The organism is Micromonospora sp. NPDC049282 (assembly GCF_043197045.1).
In the GTDB taxonomy this organism is placed as follows: Bacteria; Actinomycetota; Actinomycetes; order Mycobacteriales; family Micromonosporaceae; genus Micromonospora.
On sequence record NZ_JBICSL010000006.1, the window covers coordinates 85,596 to 103,647 of the forward strand.

The following is an 18,052-nucleotide window of genomic DNA, read 5'->3' on the forward strand; positions in this document are numbered from 1 at the left end:
GGCCCTCACCGGTCCGGTGTCCGTCCCTGCGATGGGCGCGGGAACGGATCAGGACCCGGAGGCTCCCAGGTTGAGCACCTGGATGTGTTCCGCTCCCCGCTCCGCCAACCACGCCTCCAGGTCGGCGCCGTCGAGCGACCGGCTCCGGTCCTCGTCGACCAGGACCGGGCCCACCACAGCACCCTTCGCGCCCTCGAACTCAGCGCCGAACATCGCCGCGCCGGTCAACACCGTGGGCATGGTGGCACCGCCGAGCGTGGCCCACCGCAGGCTCGCGAACTCCAGGTTTGCCCCGCGCAGATCGGTCCGGTAGAGCTTGGCCGAGTTGAGGATCGCGTGGCTGAGATCGGCGCCGGTCAGGACGGCGTCGTCGAGCACCGTCGCGAACAGCCTCGCCCCCCGGAGGCGGACGTTCGGGGCGACGCAGCCGACCAGTTCCGCCTTGGTCAGGTCGGCGAAGCTCAGGTCGGCGTCGGCCAGTTCCGCGTTGCCGAGATTGGCGCCGCCGAGATTGGCGTCCTCGAACCGGACGCCGTCGAGCCGGGAGTTGACCAGGTAGGCGTCCGTCAGGTCGATGGTGCCGAGGTCGGCGCCCCGGAAGTCCAGGAAGTCGCCCGACAGGTACGCCGTGGGGTCCGCGGCGAGGGCGGCGAACCACTCCTGGAGCGCCTCCCGGGCCTCGGGGCTGTCGGGCCAACGGGTCACGTCGGCGCTGCGCTGCTTGTACCTGCTCATTCGAGGAACACCACCTTGCCGTCCAGGTCCGGGTTGCCGGCGACCCGTCGCTTCAGGTCGGCCAGGGAGCCCGGGGACAGGTTCTTGCTGTCGATGATGACACGCTGGCCGCCGGCCACCTCGTCGGACAGCTTCTGCTCCGTCTCGTTGCCGTCGTACCGTCCCCTCGTGCCCTCGGGCATCGGCTGGCCGGCCTGACGGCCCGCCGGGAACGTGTCGACCGGACTCTTGACGTCCCAGTTGTCGCCGTTGCCGTCGATGAACTCGCCCTGGTCCTTCTGGAACGCGGGATCGGAGTTGTCCAGCTCGGCCCGGCGGATCGGGCCCGGGATCTTGCCCTGCGCCTCGGCTTCGAGCCCCACCTCCGCCTCGCGGCGCGACTTGGCGCTGATTTTTCCGTTGTGGGCGGGGTCGGCGGCGAGTTCCTGCACCCGCGCGTCGTACTCGGGGGTGCCGGGCTTGGGCGGCTGGTATCCGCCGTCGCCGCCGGGCCGCCCGGGAGTGCCGCCCTGGTCGCCACCGGGGCGGCCCTGGCGTGCCTCGTCGGCGATCGTCTCCTGCGCCCGGCCGACGTTCTCCGGAACCTCGGTGCCGCGGCGCCGTCCGGGCGAGGCGGCGTCGCCGTCGCCCTCCCCGTCGCCGTGCGGGCGAGGCGCGTCCGGGCTGTCTCCGTGGGGGGTCTTGGGTTTCGCCATGGTCCGGCTAGCCGTCCAGGAGTGCGGAGAGGTTGGTCAGGCTGCTGATCAGCGCCATGACGTAGGTCAGGATGCGGCCGGCCCACTTGACGACCGCGGCGGCGATCTGCGACGCGATCACCGGGATGGTGACCACGAAGATGGCCTCGACGGCCCACACGATCACGCGCGCGACCAGGTCGGCGATGAGGTCCCGGACGATGTCGCGGGTGAACATCACCAGGTTGCCGGCGGCCTGGGTGGCGGCGGCCATGGCGGCGGACACCCCGCCGAGCCCGTTGATCGCCTCCACGTTGTGTTCCATCAGGTTGTGGTAGGCGTCGGCCGCCCGCCCCTGCCAGTGCGGGGTGTCGCCGTCCACGAAGGACTTCAGGTCGGTCGCCATGCCCTGCAGGGCGGCGGCCATGTTGTCCCAGGTGGCGGCGTGCGAGGCGACGACGTCCGGCATGCCGGTGAGTTCGTCGAGGACCTGCCGCAGCGGCTCGAAGTATTCCATCGCCCAGCCGAGCCCGTTGGCCAGCAACGCGCTCAGCGGGTCCATCACGGTCGCGGCGACCTCGACGCCGAACGCCGCGCCGGCGATCAGGTCGTCGACCCAGCCCTGGCTGTGGATGGCGTCGACCAGCCCCTGACAGCTGTCGGCGAGCGCCGCCCCGGTCCACGGTTTGCGGGTCGACACGACGCCGGCGACCAGCGAGGCGTCGGTCACGGCGTGGCCCCCGTCAGCCCGCCACCCGCCTTGCGGACCACGGCGTCCGCGTCCGCGTCGGCGCCGTCGTAGTTGTCGGCGGTGGTCCCCAGCCCGGCGACGACCAACGACAGGTTCTCCTCCACGTACGCGATCAGCTCGTCCTGCCGCGTGTGCCGGCCCTCAAGGATCGCGGGCAGCCAACTGCACAGCAGCCCGTACGCGGAGTCGTCCTGTGCGATGTGCGCGCTGGCGGTCTTCACCGCGTCGAAGCGTGCCCGCACGGCGTCGACGTTGCGGGCGTGCGCGCGGATCTGGTCCGCGTCGACCGCGAAACCGTCGGCCATCCCGCTCACCACCGACCGGGCTGGTCGTCGACGCCGCCCTCGGTGGCGTCGGGGTCACGCAACCGTTGCCCGACCCGCTCGGCGACGGCCCGGCCGGCGGCCGAGTCGGTGCCGACCGTGTCGGCGATGATCTCCTGGGACCGGTCGGCCAGTTGCCGCTTCGCCTCCCGGATCGTGTCCATGACGGTCCGGGCCACCACGTCGGGGGCGACCCGCTGGGTGCGTGGGCCCAACCGCAGGTCGCACAGCGCCCCGGTGGAGTCGACCGTCACCTCGCAGAGGCCGTTGCCGTCGGCGGCGGTGACCCGAAGCTCCTGGAGCCGGTCGCTCATCGCCTTGGTGTCGGCGGCGAGCTGGTCGATCCGCCCCTTCCAGGCCGCCAGCCGCTCGACGGCGCCGTCCGGGTCCAGCAGGCCACCCGAACTCGCGAAGCCGGCCCCCATGTGTCCCCCGATACCTTCCCCATGATCACGCCTGGCGGGAGGAGGCTAACACCGCATCCGCGCGGGTGACTACGGTCCGTACGGTGCCCGACAGTCAGCCGGACCGTCGGGTGTGGTGGGTGAGCACTCGGCTCAGCAGGCCGGTGAGCTGCGCCCGTTCGCCAGGTGACAGCGGGGCGAGCAGCTCGTCCTGCACGGCGGCGAGTTGCTTTTCCAGTCGTCGGAGCTGCCGGCGCCCGGCGGGTGTGATGGTGATGACGTTGCGCCGCCGGTCGGCCGGGTCCGGGGCGCGGTCGACGAGGTCGCGGTCGGCGAGTTCGTTGAGCGCCGCGACCACGTCGCTGACGTGGATGCCGCTGCGCCGGCCGAGTGTCGCCTGGCTGGCGGGGCCGAACTCGTCGAGGGTCGCCAGCAGCCGGAAGTGGTAGCCGCGGGCGTCGACCGCGGCGAGTCCGTCGCTCACCAGCCGTCCGGCGCGGACGGCGGTCTGGGTGATCAGCCAGCTCGGCAGTCCGGCCAGTCGGGCCGGCACGGCATCCGGGTCCGGGGTGTCCACGTGGCCAGCTTAACAAATCCATTGGTACAACCAACGAATGAGCATTACGTTGGTGCGGCAAACGTTAGGTCGACCAACGAAAGGTGCGATCATGATCAAGCCGTTCCGGGTGGCGATTCCCCAGGCCGACCTCGACGACCTGGCCGACCGCCTGGCCCGCACCCGCTGGCCCGACGAACTGCCCGACGCCGGATGGGACCACGGCATCCCCCTGGCGCGGGTACGCGAGCTGGCCGAGCACTGGCACACCGGGTACGACTGGCGCGCGCAGGAGGCGGAACTCAACAGGTACCCGCAGTTCACCACCGAGATCGACGGGCAGAACGTGCACTTCCTGCACGTCCGCTCCGCCGACCCCGACGCGCTGCCGCTGATCCTCACCCACGGCTGGCCCGGCTCGGTCGTCGAGTTCCTCGACGTGCTCGAACCGCTGTCCGAGCGGTTCCACCTGGTCGTCCCGTCGATACCGGGATTCGGTTTCTCCGGCCCCACCCGGGAACGCGGCTGGGACGTCGACCGCGTCGCCCGCGCCTGGGCCGAGCTGATGCGCCGCCTCGGCTACCGGCGCTACGGCGCCCAGGGCGGCGACTGGGGCTCGGTGATCTCCACCCGGCTGGGCGGGATCGACCCCGAGCACGTCATCGGTGTGCACCTCAACTACCTGCCCACGCCACCGCCGCCCGGCTGGGCCGGGGAGGCCGACCTGTCCGAGCCCGACCGGGCCCGGCTGGCCCGGATCAGGCAGCTCATGGCGCAGCGACACCCGCACCAGATCCTCTACGCCGCCCGCCCGCAAACCGTCTCGTACGCGCTGAACGACTCGCCCGCCGGCCAGCTCGCCTGGATCGCCGAGAAGTTCACCGAATGGGCCGACCCGGCGTCCACCATCCCCGTCGACCGCGTCCTCACCGACGTCTCGGTCTACTGGCTCACCCGCACCACCGCGTCCTCGGCCCGACTGATCAAGGAGAGCGCGGCCGGCGGACCACCGCCGCCCTGCCCGCCGCCGGTCGGCGTCGCCGTCTTCGCCCACGACATCACCCTGCCGATCCGTTCCTTCGCCGAACGGAGATTCCAGATCCGACACTGGAGCGAGTTCGACCGAGGTGGTCACTTCGCCGCGCTGGAGACGCCCGACCTGTTCGCCGCCGACGTCCGCACGTTCTTCGATCGACTGGCCGGCACTCCCGCACCCAGGTAGGTGCAGTTCTCTGTACGGGCAACGCCGCCGCCCTGCGGCCCGGCCCGGGTCACTCTCCCGGACCGGGCCGCTCCCCGTCGGTCAGCCCAGGGCGGCGGCGAACATCCCCGCCTCGTACGAGCCGCCCTGCTGGTGCGCGATCACCGCGACCCGGTTCGCCGCGTTGATCAGCCCGAGCAGGCAGACCAGCGCCGCGACCTGGTCCTCGTCGTAGTGCTTGCGCACCTGGGCCCACGTCTCGTCGGACACCCCCTGGTACGCGTCGGCGAGCCGGGTGCCCTCCTCGGCGAACGCCAGCGCGGCGCGCTCGGCCTCGGTGAAGACGGTCGACTCCCGCCAGGCCGCGACCAGGTGCAGCCGCACCGCGCTCTCCCCCGCGGCGGTGGCCTCCTTGGTGTGCATGTCGATGCACCAGCCGCAGCCGTTGATCTGGCTGGCCCGCAGCGACACCAGCTCCTGCACGGTGTGCGACAGCGGCGACTGCTGGATCACCAGGCCGGCGTTGGCGAACCGCTTCAGGAACTTCGCCGAGACCTCGTTCTCGAACAGGTTGATTCGCGTCTCCATGGTTCCGCCCTCTCCGTGGCGTGGCGTTCGGACGAACATGAGATGCCGGCGGCGAGCCCGGCGTGACACCGTGGCCGGGTGACCACCGCCACAGCGGCGAGGTGTCACACCGCGCCGGCGGCCGGCGTCTGGTGGGGAACGCAGCCGAGCGGACAGGGAGCACGTCATGGCGGACCGGGCCACCGAGGAGTTCGTCACCCACCGGAACCTGCTCTTCACGGTCGCGTACGAGCTGCTCGGCTCGGCCGCCGACGCCGAGGACGTGCTGCAGGAGACCTGGTTGCGGTGGGCCGGCGTCGACCTCGACGAGGTCCGCGACCGGCGCGCCTACCTGGTGCGGATCACCACCCGCCAGGCGCTGTCCCGGCTGCGGGCCCTCGGCCGGCGCAAGGAGTCGTACGTCGGTTCGTGGCTGCCCGAGCCGCTGCTCACCGCGCCCGACGTGGCCGACGACGTGGCGCTGGCCGACAGCGTCTCGATGGCCATGCTGCTGGTACTGGAGACGCTCACGCCGACCGAGCGGGCCGTGTTCGTGCTGCGCGAGGTGTTCGACGTCGGCTACGACGAGATCGCCGAGACGGTCGACAGGAGCCCGGCCACGGTACGGCAGATCGCGCACCGGGCCCGGGCCCACGTGTCGGCGCGCCGCCCCCGCCGTACCGTCTCCCCGACCGAGACCCGGGACGCGCTCGACGCGTTCCGGCGGGCGGTCGAGACGGGTGACCTCCGGTCGCTGCTCACCGTGCTCGCCGCGGACGTCGTGCTGGTCGGCGACGGCGGCGGGATCAAGCAGGCGATCCCGCGCCCGGTCACCGGCGCCGACAAGGTGGCCCGCCTGCTGGCCGGCGGGTGGGGGCGCGTCGCCGGGCCGGCGTCGATGGAACTGGCGCAGGTCAACGGCTATCCGGCGCTGGTCGTCCGGCTCGACGGCGAGCTGGACACGGTCATCGCGGTACGCCTCGACGACGGGCGGATCAGCGGGCTCTACGCGGTGCGCAACCCGGAGAAGCTGTCCCACATGACCCGGGAGACGACGCTGAGCCGCCGTGCGACGATGCCGGGATGAGCAGCGACGCCTGGCCCGACGTCAGCGCCCTCGCCAGCAACGTGACGGTGCCGGAGCCGTTGCGCTGGACCGACACCCGGCGCGGCGAGGAGTTCACCCTGACCACGCTCAACGTCCGGCGCGCTCTGGGCCGCCCACCGTGGCCTCGGCTGACCGTCACGCCGGGCGGTTCCGCTCCGCCCACCGCACCACTCCTGGTGTCACCAGACCCACCCCCAGGAACACCCCGCCGAGCAGCAGCCAGCCCGGCACGCCCCAGGTGATGCAGAACAGCGCGAGCACGGTCGGCGCCACCACGTTGGCCAGGCCGGCGCCGAACCCGAACAGGCCCATGTACTGGCCCTGCGCGTGCGCCGGGGCCAGGCTGAAGCGCAGCTCCATCGAACCGGCGGTGTGCCACAGCTCGCCGACCGTGTGCACGCAGACGCCGAGCCCGATGCCGGCGACGGCGAGCCAGGTGGGCAGCCCGGCGGTCGCGGCGACGACCGCCATGCCGGCGAGGAACGCGACACCGGCCCGGCGTACGGCCCGGCCGGCCGCGTCGCTGTTGTCCACCCCCCGACTCGCCGGCACCTGGAGCAGCACCACCAGCGCGGTGTTGACCAGGGCGGTCGCGCCGACCAGCCAGCGGGGCGCCTCGGTGTGCCCGACTATCCACAGCGGAAGGGCGAAGAGCAGCACCTGGTGGTGGATCGACATGACGCCGTCGAGGACGGTGACGGCGAGGTACCCGCGGTCGCGGGTCGCCGCCCAGCGGCTCACGTGCGGTGGCGCGGGCACCGGCGGCATCTTCGGCAGCGCCGCGACCACCGCCGCGCCGGCGACGAAGCTGAGCGCGTTCGCCGCCACCAGCGACAGGTAGGCCGGACGGCTGTCGAACTGCACGGCGAATCCGGTCGCGATCGCGGCGCAACTGCCGGCCAGATTGGCGACCGACCGTAGGTAGGCGCGATATCTGGCCAGGTCGGCGCCGCCGATTTCGCGAACGAGTGGACCCCGGGCCGCGCCGCCGGCGGATCGGGCCAGTTCGCTCACGCAAAGCGCCACCAGCACCAGCCAGAAATTGCGGACGAACACCAGTGCGCCCATCGCGGTGCCCTGGACCACGAGCATCAGGAGGTAGACCTCGCGCGGGCCGCGCCGGTCGGCGAGATGCCCCACCGGCACGCCCGCGAGCAGGCCGGCGCCGGCGGCGACACCCATTCCGAGACCCACCTGGGCCAGCGGCAGACCGACCACCCGGGTGAAGAAGAGGGCGGCGGTGACCATGAAGACACCACTGCCGATCATGTTGACGAATGTGGCCAACGCGAGAATCCGCTGCGGCCGTGTTTCCGGAATGAGCCCGCGCCGGACAAGCGGGTGGGAAATTTGTTCGTCGTCGATTGTGGACACGGTGGACACAGATGACCTCCCCGTCAGATCAGCTCGGCGAATCTAACGGGGATTTCCGAGCGCGGTCATCGGCCCGTCAACCGATACCGCACGTGCCCGGTGCTTGCTAGGTTTATTGGTGTCGGGAGGTCAGCGCCGCACACCCACCCCGCCGTAGCCGTGCGACACCGCCGCCCGCGGCTCGCCGTCCGGTCGCCAGTCGGCCAGCCGGACCAGGCCGGGCTCCACCAGGTCGTAGCCGTCGAGGAAGCGGGCCACCTCGGCGTGGATGCGGGGCACCAGCGGCGAGCTGCTGCGCCGGTAGACCTCGGTGCCCGCCCGCGCGGGCAGCGGCGGCGCGCCGTCCAGGGTCAGGTGGGAGAGCGCGAGCAGGCTGCCCGGTGCGGTGGCGTCGCGCAGCCGGGCCACCGCCGCCCACGGGTCGTCCGCGTCGGGCACGAAGTGCAGCACCGCGACCAGCAGCAACGCCACCGGCTCGGCCAGGTCGATGGTGGCCCGCAACGCCGGATCGGCCAGCAGCTCGTCGGGTCGCCGCAGGTCACCCCGGACCACCACGGTGCGCCCGTCGGTGGGCAGCAGCCGCCGGGCGTATGCGACGGCCACCTCGTCGTGGTCGACGTAGACCACCCGGGCGTCCGGGTTCACCGCGCGGACCACCTCGTGCACGTTGCCCTGGGTGGGCAGGCCGGCGCCGACGTCGAGGAACTGGCGTACGCCCCGCTCGGCGGCCCAGCGCACGGCGCGGCGCAGGAAGGCGCGGTTGGTCTGGGCCGCCACACCGGTGTCCGGGAAGATCTTCAGGATCTCCTCGGCGGCGGCGCGGTCGGCCGCGAAGTTGTGGCAGCCGCCCAGGTAGTAGTCGTACATCCGGGCGACGTTGGGTCGCGCCTCAGCGTCCGTCACGCCCTGATGTCTAGCACCCTGAGCGACGCTTCGCTGACCCGTGGTGGCGGGTGTCAACCGGGGGGCCCGCCTATACCGGAGGCGTTAACAGGGGGCCCGGCCTTGGAACACTCCCGACCGCCGAGCGTCCGCCACGGGAACGTCGCGCCGGAGCGTGGTCACCGGCGCCCGGGTGTGGCCGCGCAGGCGTTCAGGTGGTGAGCACCAGTGTGGCGGCGGTGCCGAGGATCAGGAACGGGCCGAAGGGCAGATGGCTGGACCAGCGGAGTCGCCGGCCGGCGAGCAGCGCCAGCCCGGCCACCGCGGCGAGGGTGACCGCGAGCGTCAGCCCGGCCACCAGCACCGGCCAGCCGTACCAGCCGAGCAGCGCACCGGTGCCCAGCGCCAGCTTGGCGTCGCCGAGGCCGAACCCGCGCCGCCCGAACAGCAGCGTGGTGGCCGCGAAGCCGGCGGCGAGGGCCAGCCCGGCCGCGACCGCCCGCAGCCAGGGCGTCGGGCCGGGCCCGGCCAGCGCGGTCACCCCGAGCAGCGCCCAGGTGCCGGCCGCGGCCGGCCAGGTCAGCCGGTCGGGCAGCCGGTGCGACGCGGCGTCCACCAGGGCCATCGGCACCGCCCAGGCGAGCCACCAGGCCAGCGCCAGGCGCGCGCCGAGCGGTCCGCCGGACAGCATCAGCACGGCCGCCGCGACGAGCAGCGCCACCTCCGCCACCGCGGGCGGCGCGCCGACTCGCGCCCGGCAGCCCGGACAGCGGGCCGCCGGGCCGAGCGCCGGCAGCGGCCGGTCCAGCCCGATCGGGGCGCCGCAGGCGTCGCAGCCGGTCCGGTCGGGGCGGTCCGACGGTACGGCGTAGCGGGCCACCGCCAGCCGGACCGACGGCACGAGCGCGAGGGTGGCCAGCAGCCGGACGACCGGGCGACGTGTCATCGCCGGTGGGTCGAGGTGGTGGACCCGTTCGGTGGTCACGCCGGCTCCCCCGTCCGGCCGCCACTGTCTCCACATCGGAGCACGCAGAGTGACAGATCTTCGATCGGCGTGTGACGGATGGCGCGGAAAGAGGCGTCCGGTGGGGCGCCGCGGCGGCCCGCACGGCCGGCGACGGCCGGGTGCGGCCGGGCGGTGGGACGGATCGGACGACCTGGGCGGTCCCCCCTCATACCGGTGGCGCGGAGGCGCACCGCCGAGGGCGGGTGGACGGGTGCGGGTGGGCGCACGCCTGCCGGCGGGCCGCCCGTGGTGCACCCGCCCGTCACGGTCCGGACATTCACCCGCCCCCACCACCCGTCTTCACTCACCGTGTTCACGTGAATTGCCTCTGTTGCATCGGCGGACGTCAGCCTATGCTCGCCCCTTGGGTACGACGCAACCCCCGATCAATTGGCGTCGGAGGCCGACCGAGGACATCAGCTCCACATTCGACGAAGATCAGCACAGGTAAATGCAAGCGGTGGCGGTCGAGGCCCGGCCGGACAGATCCGGGCGCGCTTCCGCATGCCCGGAGCGGGTCGACGCGACCGCACCGGGCCGGCACCGAGGAGGGCTCGGCGTTGCGCGTATGGCAATCCCGCCGATGGGAAATCTGCCTGCTCAGCCTCGCACTGGTGGCCGGCGCCGCCGGCTGCGGCAGCGGGCCCGAGGTGGCCGCCGGCCCGCTGGCCGGGGGCACCGCCGCGCCCGCCGCCCATTCCTCGGCCGAGGAGAGCGCCGCCGAAAAGGCGGCACTCGCCGCCTATTCCGGATATCTCGATGCCTCCCGGACGGCGAGCGCGCGCAGTGATCCCGGCCATCCCGCACTGGACCGCTTTCTGGCCGATCCACTGCTGACCCGGGTGCGAGTGGCAATTCGTAACGCGAAGGAGCACGGCGCGATGCGTACCGGAAAACTGGTTTCCGACCCCACCGTCGTCTCGGTCGATCTGGCCGCCGACCCGCCCACCGTCGAGATCCAGGACTGCCTGGACGCGCGCGGTTACCGGCTGGTCTACGCCAAGGACCGCAAGATCGTGCCCGGCACCCGCGGCGGACGGTATCTCGCCACCGCGACCGCGGCCCGCTACCCGGACGGCCGGTGGCTCGTCAATGCCGGCGCGGCGCACCAGGACCAACCGTGCTGACCTGGGGAGGAGAGGACGTCCCGGCCCGCCCGACCCGGGCCGGGACGCCCCGCCGCCGGTGGTTCGCCGCCGGCCTGGCGGCGCTGCTCATGCTGGCCGGCGCGCCGGCCCGGGCCGCCGACCCGGGCGGCTCCTGCCCACCGGGACAGACCGACTGCGACGTCTGGGACGACGACCCACCCATCCCGGGAGATCCCGGCGGGCCGGGCAGGGGCGGAGACGGCGGAGGCGGTACCGCGAAGTGCCAGTGGAACGGCCGGGTCATCCCCTGCTACGACGACCTGCTCGGCTGGTTCAACAACGGCGACGGCTGCTACTACAAGCTGGCCGAGCCGCAGGGAGATCCGCCCCCCGGCAAGCAGTACTACGTGGCGAGCTGCAACGGAGGCGCCACCGGTCAGCAGACGCTCGTGCTGCTCGACGCCCCGCCGCCCGGATACGGCACGCCGCCCGACCCGGAGGAGCTGGCCCGCCGCGCGCTCGCCTCGATCTCCCTGCTGCGCCCCCGCGCCGCGGTCGCGCCCCGGCGCAGCAAGGGACCCGGGCTGGTCGGCCTGCCGGTCTGGATGTGGGCCAGCCCCGGCGCCTCCTACTTCGGGCCGCTGTCCGCCTCGGCCTCGGAGCGAGGGCTGACCGTCGACATCACCGCGAAGGTGACCCGGATCGTCTGGCACATGGCCCCCGGGCTCGACGTCACCTGCCACGGGCCGGGCACCCCCTACACGGCGGACGGGCCGCGCGCCGGGTCTCCCTCGCCGGACTGCGGCCTCCCCAACGGCTACCCCGAGGCGCGCACCTACCAGGTCTACGCCACCACGTTCTGGACCGTCGAGTGGACGTCCAGCGGCGGCGAAAGCGGCGAGATCGCCCAGAGCCGGGTCAGCGGCATCGTCCCGGTGCAGATCAACGAACTTCAGGTGGTGACCCGATGAGTGTGGTGGCATCCCGGAACGGGACCCCGGTGGAGGCGCCGGTGGCGCCGCCCAAGGTGGTCCGGCAACGACGCGTCCGGCCCGGCCTGCTCGGCCTGGCGATCCTGCTGATCGCGCTCGGCGGGCTCGGCGCGGCGTTCGCGGTCACCTCGGTGCGCTCCACCGGCAGCTACCTCGCGGTGGCCCGGCCGGTCGAGGTGGGCCAGCAGATCACCGCCGACGACCTGGTGCCGGTCCGCGTCTCCGGCGGACGCGAACTGCGGCCGGTGCCGGCCGACCGGATGAAGGAGCTGCTCGGCCTGCGCGCCGCCGTCCGACTCACCCCCGGCACGCTGCTCACCCCGACCCAGCTCACCGACGCCCCGCTGCTCGGCCCCGGCCAGCAGCAGATCGCCCTCGGGCTGGAGTCCGCCCGGGTGCCGGCCCGCGAACTGCACCCCGGCGACAAGGTGTTGCTGGTCAGCACGCCGGACAGCGGCGCCAACGGCAGCGAGGCGACGCGGGGCGGCGGCACCCGGTTCGAGGCCACCGTGATCGACACCGCCACGCCGCAGAACGACGACGTGGTGGTCTACCTGGCGCTCGCCGTCCGGGACGTGCCGGCGGTGGTGGTGCTGGCCGCGGACGACCGGATCGCGCTCGTGCTCACCGAGGCGGCCTGATGGCGATCATCGCCCTGGTCTCGGCGAAGGGCTCGCCGGGCGTCACCACCACCGCGCTGGCCGCCGCGCTGAGCTGGCACCGCCGGCTCGTGCTGGCCGAGTGCGACCCGGCGGGCGGCTCGATCCTCGCCGGCTACCTGGGCGGGGCGCTCGACGGCCCACGGGGCATCGGCGAACTCGCCGTCGGTGAGCTGCGCGACGGCAGCCTGGAGAGCACGTTCTGGTCCCAGCTGGTCGACCTGGACGCGCCGCGCCGCGAGCGGCTGCTGCTGCCCGGCGTGGTCGATCCGGCCCAGGCCGGCAGCCTGGTGCCGCTCTGGCAACGCTTCGCCGACTACTTCACCGGCCTGGAACGGGGCGTGCCCCCGTACGACGTGCTTGTCGACTGCGGTCGACTGGCGGTGGACGGTCCACCGTGGCCGCTGCTGCGGGCCGCCGCGGTGGTGCTGCTGGTCACCCGCGCGCACCTGCCCGACCTCTCCGCCACCCGGGCCACGGTCCGGACCGTCGAACGGGACCTCACCGAACACCGGGTCCCACCGGGCAACCTGCGCCTGCTGGTGGTGGGCGACGGCCATGGCACCAGCGAGATCAGCAAGGCGCTGCGGCTGCCGGTGATCGCCCGGCTGCCGCACGACCCGCGTACCGCCGAGGTGCTCGCCCACGGCGGCACCGTACGCGCCAACCGGCCGCTCATGCGCGCGGCCGGCGCGCTGGAGGTGCCGGTCCGGGCGCTGCTGGACCGGCGGCGGGCCCGGCTGGCCTGGCCCGGGGCGACCCCGGCCCGCCCGGTGAGCGCGCCGACCGCGCCGGGGGTGTCCGGTGCGGTTTGAACCGGTCTCGCACGACCCCCGCGCCCAGCAGCCCGGCGTCGTCTCCACCGTCCCGCCGCTGGCCCCGCCGAACGGGCGGCACCACGTCGCCGGCCCGGCCCTGCCCGCCGCGCCGCCGGCGTCACCGCCCCGCCCCCGGGTCGACTTCGCGGTGGTCCGCGAGCTGCGCCGGGAACTCAGCGAGCGGCTCACCCACTGGCAGCGCGGCCGCGAGTTCGACGCCGACGCCGAGGAGGTCGAGCGGGCCCGGCTGGCCGTCGCGGTGGTCTCCGCGTACGCCGACTCGGTGCGCCGGGGCGGCACGCCGATGCCCGCCGACGAGGAGCGGCTGCTGCTCGACCAGGTCACCGCCGAGCTGGTCGGGCTGGGCCGGCTCCAGACGCTGCTCGTCGACGAGAGCATCGAGGAGGTGCACATCCTCGGCTGTGACCAGGTGCGCATCACCCGGCACGGCGGCGGCGTCGACTGGGCCGAGCCGATCGCCGAGACCGACGACGAGCTGGTGGAGATCCTCCAGGCCGCCGCCCGGCGGGCCGGCGCCACCGAGCGGTCGCTCTCCACCAGCAAGCCCACGCTCGACCTGCAACTGCCCGACGGCAGCCGGCTCGCCGCGGTCTTCCTGGTCAGCCACCGCCCCTACGCGGTGATCCGCAAGCACAACACGCTCGACGTGAGCCTGGAGGACATCGCCGGCGGCCGGCCGGACTTGGACGAGATGATCGACCCGCTGTTGCGCGACTTCCTCCGCGCGTCCATGCGGGCCGGGCTGAACATCATGGTCGCCGGGCTGGCCGGGGCCGGGAAGACCACGGTCATCCGGGCGCTGATGGACGACATCCCGGCCGACGAGCCGTACGTGCTGCTGGAGGAGAGTCGGGAGCTGCTGCCGGCCCGGCGTGGGCAGAAACACCGGGCGGTGATGAGCTTCGAGTCCCGGGAGGGGCACGGCGAGCGCGGCGCGGATGGTCGACCCGCCGGTGAGGTGAGCATCGCCGACCTGATCCCGGTGTCGCTGCGGATGGGCGTGCTGCGGATCATCGTCGGCGAGGTGCGGTCCCGCGAGATCGTGCCGATGCTCCAGGCGATGACCACCAGCCGCGGGTCGATGTGCACCATCCACGCCCGTACCCCGGCGGGGGTGAGCGAACGGATCATCGAGCTGGCGCTCTCCCACGGCCGGGAGATGACGGTGGACCAGGCCCGCCGGATGGCCGGCAACGCGCTCGACCTGATCGTCTACGTGACGGTCGAGGACGAGACCGCGATCGGCGGTCGTAAGCACCGCTTCGTCTCGCACGTCGAGGAGGTGATCGGCGTCGGCGAGGGCAACCGGATCACCACCACCACGGTCTTCGGCCCGGGGCCGGACGGCCGGGCGGTCCCCCGGCACCTGCCCGAGCGGATCCGTGACCAGCTGCTGCGGGTCGGCTACGACGCCCGGCTGCTCACCCGCTTCGTGGAGGCCGGGGCGGGCGCCTGGCGGCGGCCCCGGCACACCCGCCTCGGGCGGCGGCCGACCGGGGGCCGGCCGTGACGCAGATCGAACTGATCGCCCTGGTCTCCGGCGCGGCCTGCGTCGCCGGGCTGGTGCTGACCGTGGTCGCGCTGGTCGGCACGCGCCGGCCGCCGAGGTCGACGCCGGCCGGCGCCGGGCCGGGCCTGGGCCGGATCTGGACCGGCTCCGGGGCCAGCCGCGCCGACCAGCGTCGCCACCAGCTCCTGCTCGGCGCCGCGGTGGTCGCCGGGGCGCTGGCGTTCCTGTTCACCGGGTTGCCGGTGGTGGGCCTGCTGGTGGCGCTCGCAGTGCCCGGCGTGCCGTGGCTGTTCTCGGTCGGCCGGGCCGAGCAGCGGGCCATCGCCCGGATCGAGGCGGTCGGCGAGTGGACCCGGCGGCTCAAGGACATCTCCGCCACCGGGCAGGGGCTCCAGCAGGCCATCGTCGGCACCATCGCCACCGCGCCGGAGGAGATCCAGGAGGAGGTACGCACGCTGGCCGCCCGCCTCCAGGCGGGATGGCTGGCGCGCTCCGCGCTGCTCGCCTTCGCCGACGAGATCGCCGACCCGGTCGCCGACCAGGTGGTGGCCGCGCTGATCCTGCACCTCACCGACCGGGGCGAGCGCCTCGGCGACGTGCTCGGCTCGATCGCCGGCGCCGCCTCCGCCGAGGTGGCCACCCGGCGTGAGGTCGAGGCGAAGCGGACCCAGCCCCGCTTCGCGGTCCGCTTCCTCACCGGCATGACCCTGGCGACGCTTGCGTACGGGCTGGTGAACAGCGACTACATCCGTCCCTACGAGACGGTCACCGGGCAGCTGGTGATGGCGGTGCTCGGTGCGGCCTTCATCGGGCTGCTGGTCTGGGTGCGGTCGATGAGCCAGCCGCCCCGCCCGGCGCGCTTCCTGCCGGCCCCCGACCCGGAGGAGGCGATCGCGTAATGCTGATCAACTGGCAGCTCGCGGTGGCTGTCATCGGTGGGGCGGCGGTCGGGCTCGGCCTCTTCCTCGTGGTCCGGGAGGCGCTGCCGGCCACCCCGGCGCTCGGCCCGGCCCTGCGCCGGCTGCACCAGCCGCCCGGCCAGGCCCCGGTGGCCGGCGCCGGGCCGGACTGGCTCGGCGGCTTCGCCCGCTGGCTGCGCCCGCCGACCCGGCAGCTCGCCCTGCTCGACCGGACCCCCGAGCAGTACGCCCTGTCGGTGCTGCTCTCCGCGCTGGTCGGCTTCGCCACCCCGGCGGTCGTCTCGGCCGTGCTCTTCGTCGGCGGGGTGGCCATGCCGGTGGCGGTACCGGTGCTGGCCAGCCTGGGCCTGGCGCTGGTCGCCGGTCTGGTGGCGCACCGCGCGGTGCTGAGCAAGGCGGACGCCGCCCGGGACGAGTTCCGGCAGGCGGTCTGCACCTACCTCGACCTGGTGGCGTTGCAGCTCTCCGCCGCGCACGGCCCGGTGCAGTCGCTGGAACGCGCGGCGACGGTCTGCGACGGCTGGGTCTTCGACCGGATCCGGGAGGCGCTGCGGCTCGCCCAGCTCCAGATGCACTCGCCGTGGGACGAGTTGCAGGAGCTGGCCGACCGGATCGGCATCCCGGAGCTGGGCGACGTGGGCGCCATCATGCGCTCCTCCGGCAGCGAGGGCGCCCAGGTGCACGAGACGTTGCGGTCCCGCGCCGACTCGCTGCGCGACCAGATCCGCACCGACAACCTGACCCGCGCCGAGGGGGTGACCAGCAAGTTGGACATCCCCGGCTCGCTGCTGGTCTTCGTCCTGCTCGGCTTCGCCGTGTATCCGTTCATCGCCCGTCTGTGACACCCACCCCCGAGAAGGAGACGACCATGTACCTCTACACCTACCTGTACGCGGCGGTGAGCAACCGCCTCGCCGAGCTGCGCCGCGACGGCGAGCGTGGCGACAGCCCGGTCCCGACCGCGGTGATCATCTTCGGCCTGGTGGCGGTCGCCATGGCGGTCACCACGCTCGCCCTGGCCCGCGCGAACAACTGGATGAACGCCATCCCGAACAACACGGCGCCGTGATGTCCCGCCCCGCCCGTACGGTCCGGAGCCGGCCGGCGCCCGCCGGCCGGCCCGCCGGTCCGCACGGCCCGGGGCGGATCGTCGCCACCCTGCGCGCCCGCCTCGACGCGGGCGGGCGCGAACGGGGCGCCAACCCGGTCGAGCTGGCCGTGATGATGCCGGTGATCCTGGTGCTGCTCTTCGGCTCGATCCAGGTCGCCGTCTGGTTCGTCGCCCGGTCCACCGCGCTGAACGCGGCGCAGACCGGGGTGAACGCCCAACGCGTGTTCGACGCCTCGCCCACCGCCGGCCGGGACCGGGCGACCAGCTTCCTGCGCCGGTCGGGCGACTGGCTGGTCGGCTGGGACCGGACCGGCCCGACCTGCGCGGAGACCGCCACCGACGTCACCTGCACGGTGCGCGGTCGCTCCCTGTCGGTCATCCCGGGCGTCGACTTCGAGGTCGTGCAGACCGCGCACGGCCCCGCCGAACACTGGACCACGGGGTGAGGCCGATGCCACGGGACCGAGGTTCCGTCTCGATCGAGGTGGCGGTGCTCGCCCCGGCCTTCATCGCGCTGATGGTGCTCGCCGGGGTGGCCGGCCGGACCGCGGTCGCCGACGAGGCGGTGGAGTCGGCCGCGCACGACGCCGCCCGCGCCGCCTCGCTCGCCCGGACGCCCCGCGACGGCACGCGGGCCGCCGAGAAGGCGGCCCGCGACCAGCTCAACTGGTCCGGCCTGCGCTGCACCGCCCCGCCGAGACTGGACCTGACCGGGTCGGTGGACGGCCGGCCGGCCACCTTCGCCGCCGCGTACCGCAGCGAGGCGGGCGTGCCGGCGACCGTCACCGTCACCGTGACCTGCACGGTCTCCTTCGACGACCTGCGCGCGCCCGGCCTGCCCGGGGTGCCGGGCGGCAAGACCGTCTCGGCGCGTTTCACCTCGCCGCTGGACACCTACCGGAGCCGGGGATGACCGGGCGGCGCGAGGCGGAGAGCGGCCGGGTGAGCCTCTTCCTGGCCGTGGCGATGACCGGCGTGCTCGGCATCGTCAGCCTCGCCTACGACGGCGCCGGACAGTTGCGCACGCTGCAACGCGCCGACAACCTGGCCGCTGAGGCGGCCCGCAGCGGCGGCCAGATGATCGACCGGGCGAGCGCCATCGAGGGCGGCCCTAAACGGATCGACCAGACGGCCGCCCGCGCGGCCGTCGCCGGCTACCTCCGCGCCGCGGGCGGGGTCGGCGACCACGAGGTCGACTTTCCCGTGGTCGGCACCGAGACCCAGATCCGGGTACGCGTGCGGATCACCTACCGCCGGGACCTGCTCGGTCTGTTCGGCGCGCAGAGAACCGCGACCGTCACCGGTGAGGCCACCGCTCGGGCGCTCACCGCACCACCACCGTAGGAAGGAAG

Annotated in this window: 23 protein-coding genes; 13 read left to right on the forward strand and 10 right to left on the reverse strand. The window is 73.8% G+C overall.

Features of this window, described 5'->3' with window-relative positions; translation table 11 throughout:
* Positions 1-48: 48 nt before the first annotated feature.
* From ACGFI2_RS12985 to ACGFI2_RS13010, 6 genes are all read right to left on the reverse strand, one after another.
* On the reverse strand, positions 49-735 hold the full coding sequence (locus tag ACGFI2_RS12985; protein WP_393515216.1) for a pentapeptide repeat-containing protein: 687 nt from the start codon (positions 733-735) through the stop codon (positions 49-51).
* Positions 732-1,430 (reverse strand): hypothetical protein, encoded by a 699-nt coding sequence (locus tag ACGFI2_RS12990; RefSeq protein ID WP_393515219.1) that lies wholly within the window; start codon positions 1,428-1,430, stop codon positions 732-734. Before ACGFI2_RS12990 ends, ACGFI2_RS12985 begins: the two co-directional genes overlap by 4 nt.
* A gap of 7 nt (positions 1,431-1,437) precedes the next feature.
* Positions 1,438-2,139 carry a WXG100 family type VII secretion target gene (locus ACGFI2_RS12995; protein WP_393515222.1) on the reverse strand — a complete coding sequence of 234 codons (702 nt, stop codon included), beginning with the start codon at positions 2,137-2,139 and terminating at the stop codon, positions 1,438-1,440.
* Positions 2,136-2,465 (reverse strand): type VII secretion target, encoded by a 330-nt coding sequence (locus ACGFI2_RS13000; protein ID WP_393515225.1) that lies wholly within the window; start codon positions 2,463-2,465, stop codon positions 2,136-2,138. The genes ACGFI2_RS12995 and ACGFI2_RS13000 overlap by 4 nt, the downstream gene beginning before the upstream one ends.
* 5 nt (positions 2,466-2,470) lie before the next feature.
* Positions 2,471-2,908, reverse strand: coding sequence for a YbaB/EbfC family nucleoid-associated protein (locus tag ACGFI2_RS13005; RefSeq protein WP_393515228.1), 438 nt, complete (start codon positions 2,906-2,908; stop codon positions 2,471-2,473).
* A 94-nt stretch (positions 2,909-3,002) separates the two neighbouring features.
* Complete coding sequence (locus tag ACGFI2_RS13010) at positions 3,003-3,464, reverse strand: MarR family winged helix-turn-helix transcriptional regulator (RefSeq protein ID WP_393515231.1); 462 nt, start codon at positions 3,462-3,464, stop codon at positions 3,003-3,005.
* A gap of 91 nt (positions 3,465-3,555) precedes the next feature.
* Here ACGFI2_RS13010 and ACGFI2_RS13015 point away from each other — a divergent pair, with 91 nt between their 5' ends.
* Positions 3,556-4,665, forward strand: a complete 1,110-nt coding sequence (locus tag ACGFI2_RS13015; RefSeq protein ID WP_393515234.1) for an epoxide hydrolase family protein — start codon at positions 3,556-3,558, stop codon at positions 4,663-4,665.
* 81 nt (positions 4,666-4,746) lie between these two features.
* Here ACGFI2_RS13015 and ACGFI2_RS13020 read toward each other — a convergent pair whose 3' ends face one another.
* A complete protein-coding gene (locus ACGFI2_RS13020; protein ID WP_393515237.1) occupies positions 4,747-5,232 on the reverse strand; it encodes a carboxymuconolactone decarboxylase family protein in 486 nt (161 codons plus the stop codon).
* Positions 5,233-5,398: 166 nt separating this feature from the next.
* Between ACGFI2_RS13020 and ACGFI2_RS13025 the strand changes: the two genes are divergently transcribed.
* The gene (locus ACGFI2_RS13025; RefSeq protein WP_393515240.1) at positions 5,399-6,298 is read left to right on the forward strand and encodes an RNA polymerase sigma-70 factor; all 900 of its coding nucleotides are present in this window, start codon (positions 5,399-5,401) and stop codon (positions 6,296-6,298) included.
* A 156-nt stretch (positions 6,299-6,454) separates the two neighbouring features.
* On the opposite strand, the gene ACGFI2_RS13030 is transcribed toward ACGFI2_RS13025, so the two are convergent.
* The 3 genes from ACGFI2_RS13030 to ACGFI2_RS13040 form a co-directional block, all read right to left on the reverse strand.
* Entirely contained in the window at positions 6,455-7,702 is a 1,248-nt protein-coding gene (locus tag ACGFI2_RS13030) for an MFS transporter (RefSeq protein WP_393515243.1), read from the reverse strand.
* 120 nt (positions 7,703-7,822) lie between these two features.
* Positions 7,823-8,596 carry an SAM-dependent methyltransferase gene (locus ACGFI2_RS13035; RefSeq protein WP_393515246.1) on the reverse strand — a complete coding sequence of 258 codons (774 nt, stop codon included), beginning with the start codon at positions 8,594-8,596 and terminating at the stop codon, positions 7,823-7,825.
* Between the two features lie 190 nt (positions 8,597-8,786).
* On the reverse strand, positions 8,787-9,521 hold the full coding sequence (locus ACGFI2_RS13040; protein ID WP_393515809.1) for a prepilin peptidase: 735 nt from the start codon (positions 9,519-9,521) through the stop codon (positions 8,787-8,789).
* Between the two features lie 671 nt (positions 9,522-10,192).
* Between ACGFI2_RS13040 and ACGFI2_RS13045 the strand changes: the two genes are divergently transcribed.
* The 11 genes from ACGFI2_RS13045 (at position 10,193) to ACGFI2_RS13095 (ending at position 18,044) form a co-directional block, all read left to right on the forward strand.
* A complete protein-coding gene (locus ACGFI2_RS13045; RefSeq protein WP_393515812.1) occupies positions 10,193-10,708 on the forward strand; it encodes a hypothetical protein in 516 nt (171 codons plus the stop codon).
* Positions 10,709-10,797: 89 nt separating this feature from the next.
* Positions 10,798-11,640 (forward strand): hypothetical protein, encoded by an 843-nt coding sequence (locus ACGFI2_RS13050; RefSeq protein WP_393515815.1) that lies wholly within the window; start codon positions 10,798-10,800, stop codon positions 11,638-11,640.
* Complete coding sequence (locus ACGFI2_RS13055) at positions 11,637-12,302, forward strand: SAF domain-containing protein (protein ID WP_393515249.1); 666 nt, start codon at positions 11,637-11,639, stop codon at positions 12,300-12,302. The genes ACGFI2_RS13050 and ACGFI2_RS13055 overlap by 4 nt, the downstream gene beginning before the upstream one ends.
* Positions 12,302-13,135 carry a ParA family protein gene (locus tag ACGFI2_RS13060; RefSeq protein ID WP_393515252.1) on the forward strand — a complete coding sequence of 278 codons (834 nt, stop codon included), beginning with the start codon at positions 12,302-12,304 and terminating at the stop codon, positions 13,133-13,135. The genes ACGFI2_RS13055 and ACGFI2_RS13060 overlap by 1 nt, the downstream gene beginning before the upstream one ends.
* The gene (locus tag ACGFI2_RS13065; RefSeq protein WP_393515255.1) at positions 13,125-14,669 is read left to right on the forward strand and encodes a CpaF family protein; all 1,545 of its coding nucleotides are present in this window, start codon (positions 13,125-13,127) and stop codon (positions 14,667-14,669) included. The genes ACGFI2_RS13060 and ACGFI2_RS13065 overlap by 11 nt, the downstream gene beginning before the upstream one ends.
* Complete coding sequence (locus ACGFI2_RS13070; RefSeq protein ID WP_393515818.1) at positions 14,612-15,568, forward strand: type II secretion system F family protein; 957 nt, start codon at positions 14,612-14,614, stop codon at positions 15,566-15,568. The genes ACGFI2_RS13065 and ACGFI2_RS13070 overlap by 58 nt, the downstream gene beginning before the upstream one ends.
* Positions 15,569-15,570: 2 nt before the next feature.
* Positions 15,571-16,431, forward strand: coding sequence for a type II secretion system F family protein (locus ACGFI2_RS13075; protein WP_393515821.1), 861 nt, complete (start codon positions 15,571-15,573; stop codon positions 16,429-16,431).
* A 26-nt stretch (positions 16,432-16,457) separates the two neighbouring features.
* Positions 16,458-16,658: a hypothetical protein gene (locus ACGFI2_RS13080; RefSeq protein ID WP_393515258.1), complete on the forward strand. Its 201-nt coding sequence runs from the start codon at positions 16,458-16,460 to the stop codon at positions 16,656-16,658.
* A complete protein-coding gene (locus ACGFI2_RS13085; RefSeq protein ID WP_393515261.1) occupies positions 16,658-17,146 on the forward strand; it encodes a TadE family protein in 489 nt (162 codons plus the stop codon). Before ACGFI2_RS13080 ends, ACGFI2_RS13085 begins: the two co-directional genes overlap by 1 nt.
* Before the next feature lie 5 nt (positions 17,147-17,151).
* Entirely contained in the window at positions 17,152-17,613 is a 462-nt protein-coding gene (locus ACGFI2_RS13090) for a TadE/TadG family type IV pilus assembly protein (protein ID WP_393515264.1), read from the forward strand.
* Positions 17,610-18,044, forward strand: a complete 435-nt coding sequence (locus ACGFI2_RS13095; protein ID WP_393515267.1) for a hypothetical protein — start codon at positions 17,610-17,612, stop codon at positions 18,042-18,044. Before ACGFI2_RS13090 ends, ACGFI2_RS13095 begins: the two co-directional genes overlap by 4 nt.
* Positions 18,045-18,052 lie beyond the last annotated feature (8 nt).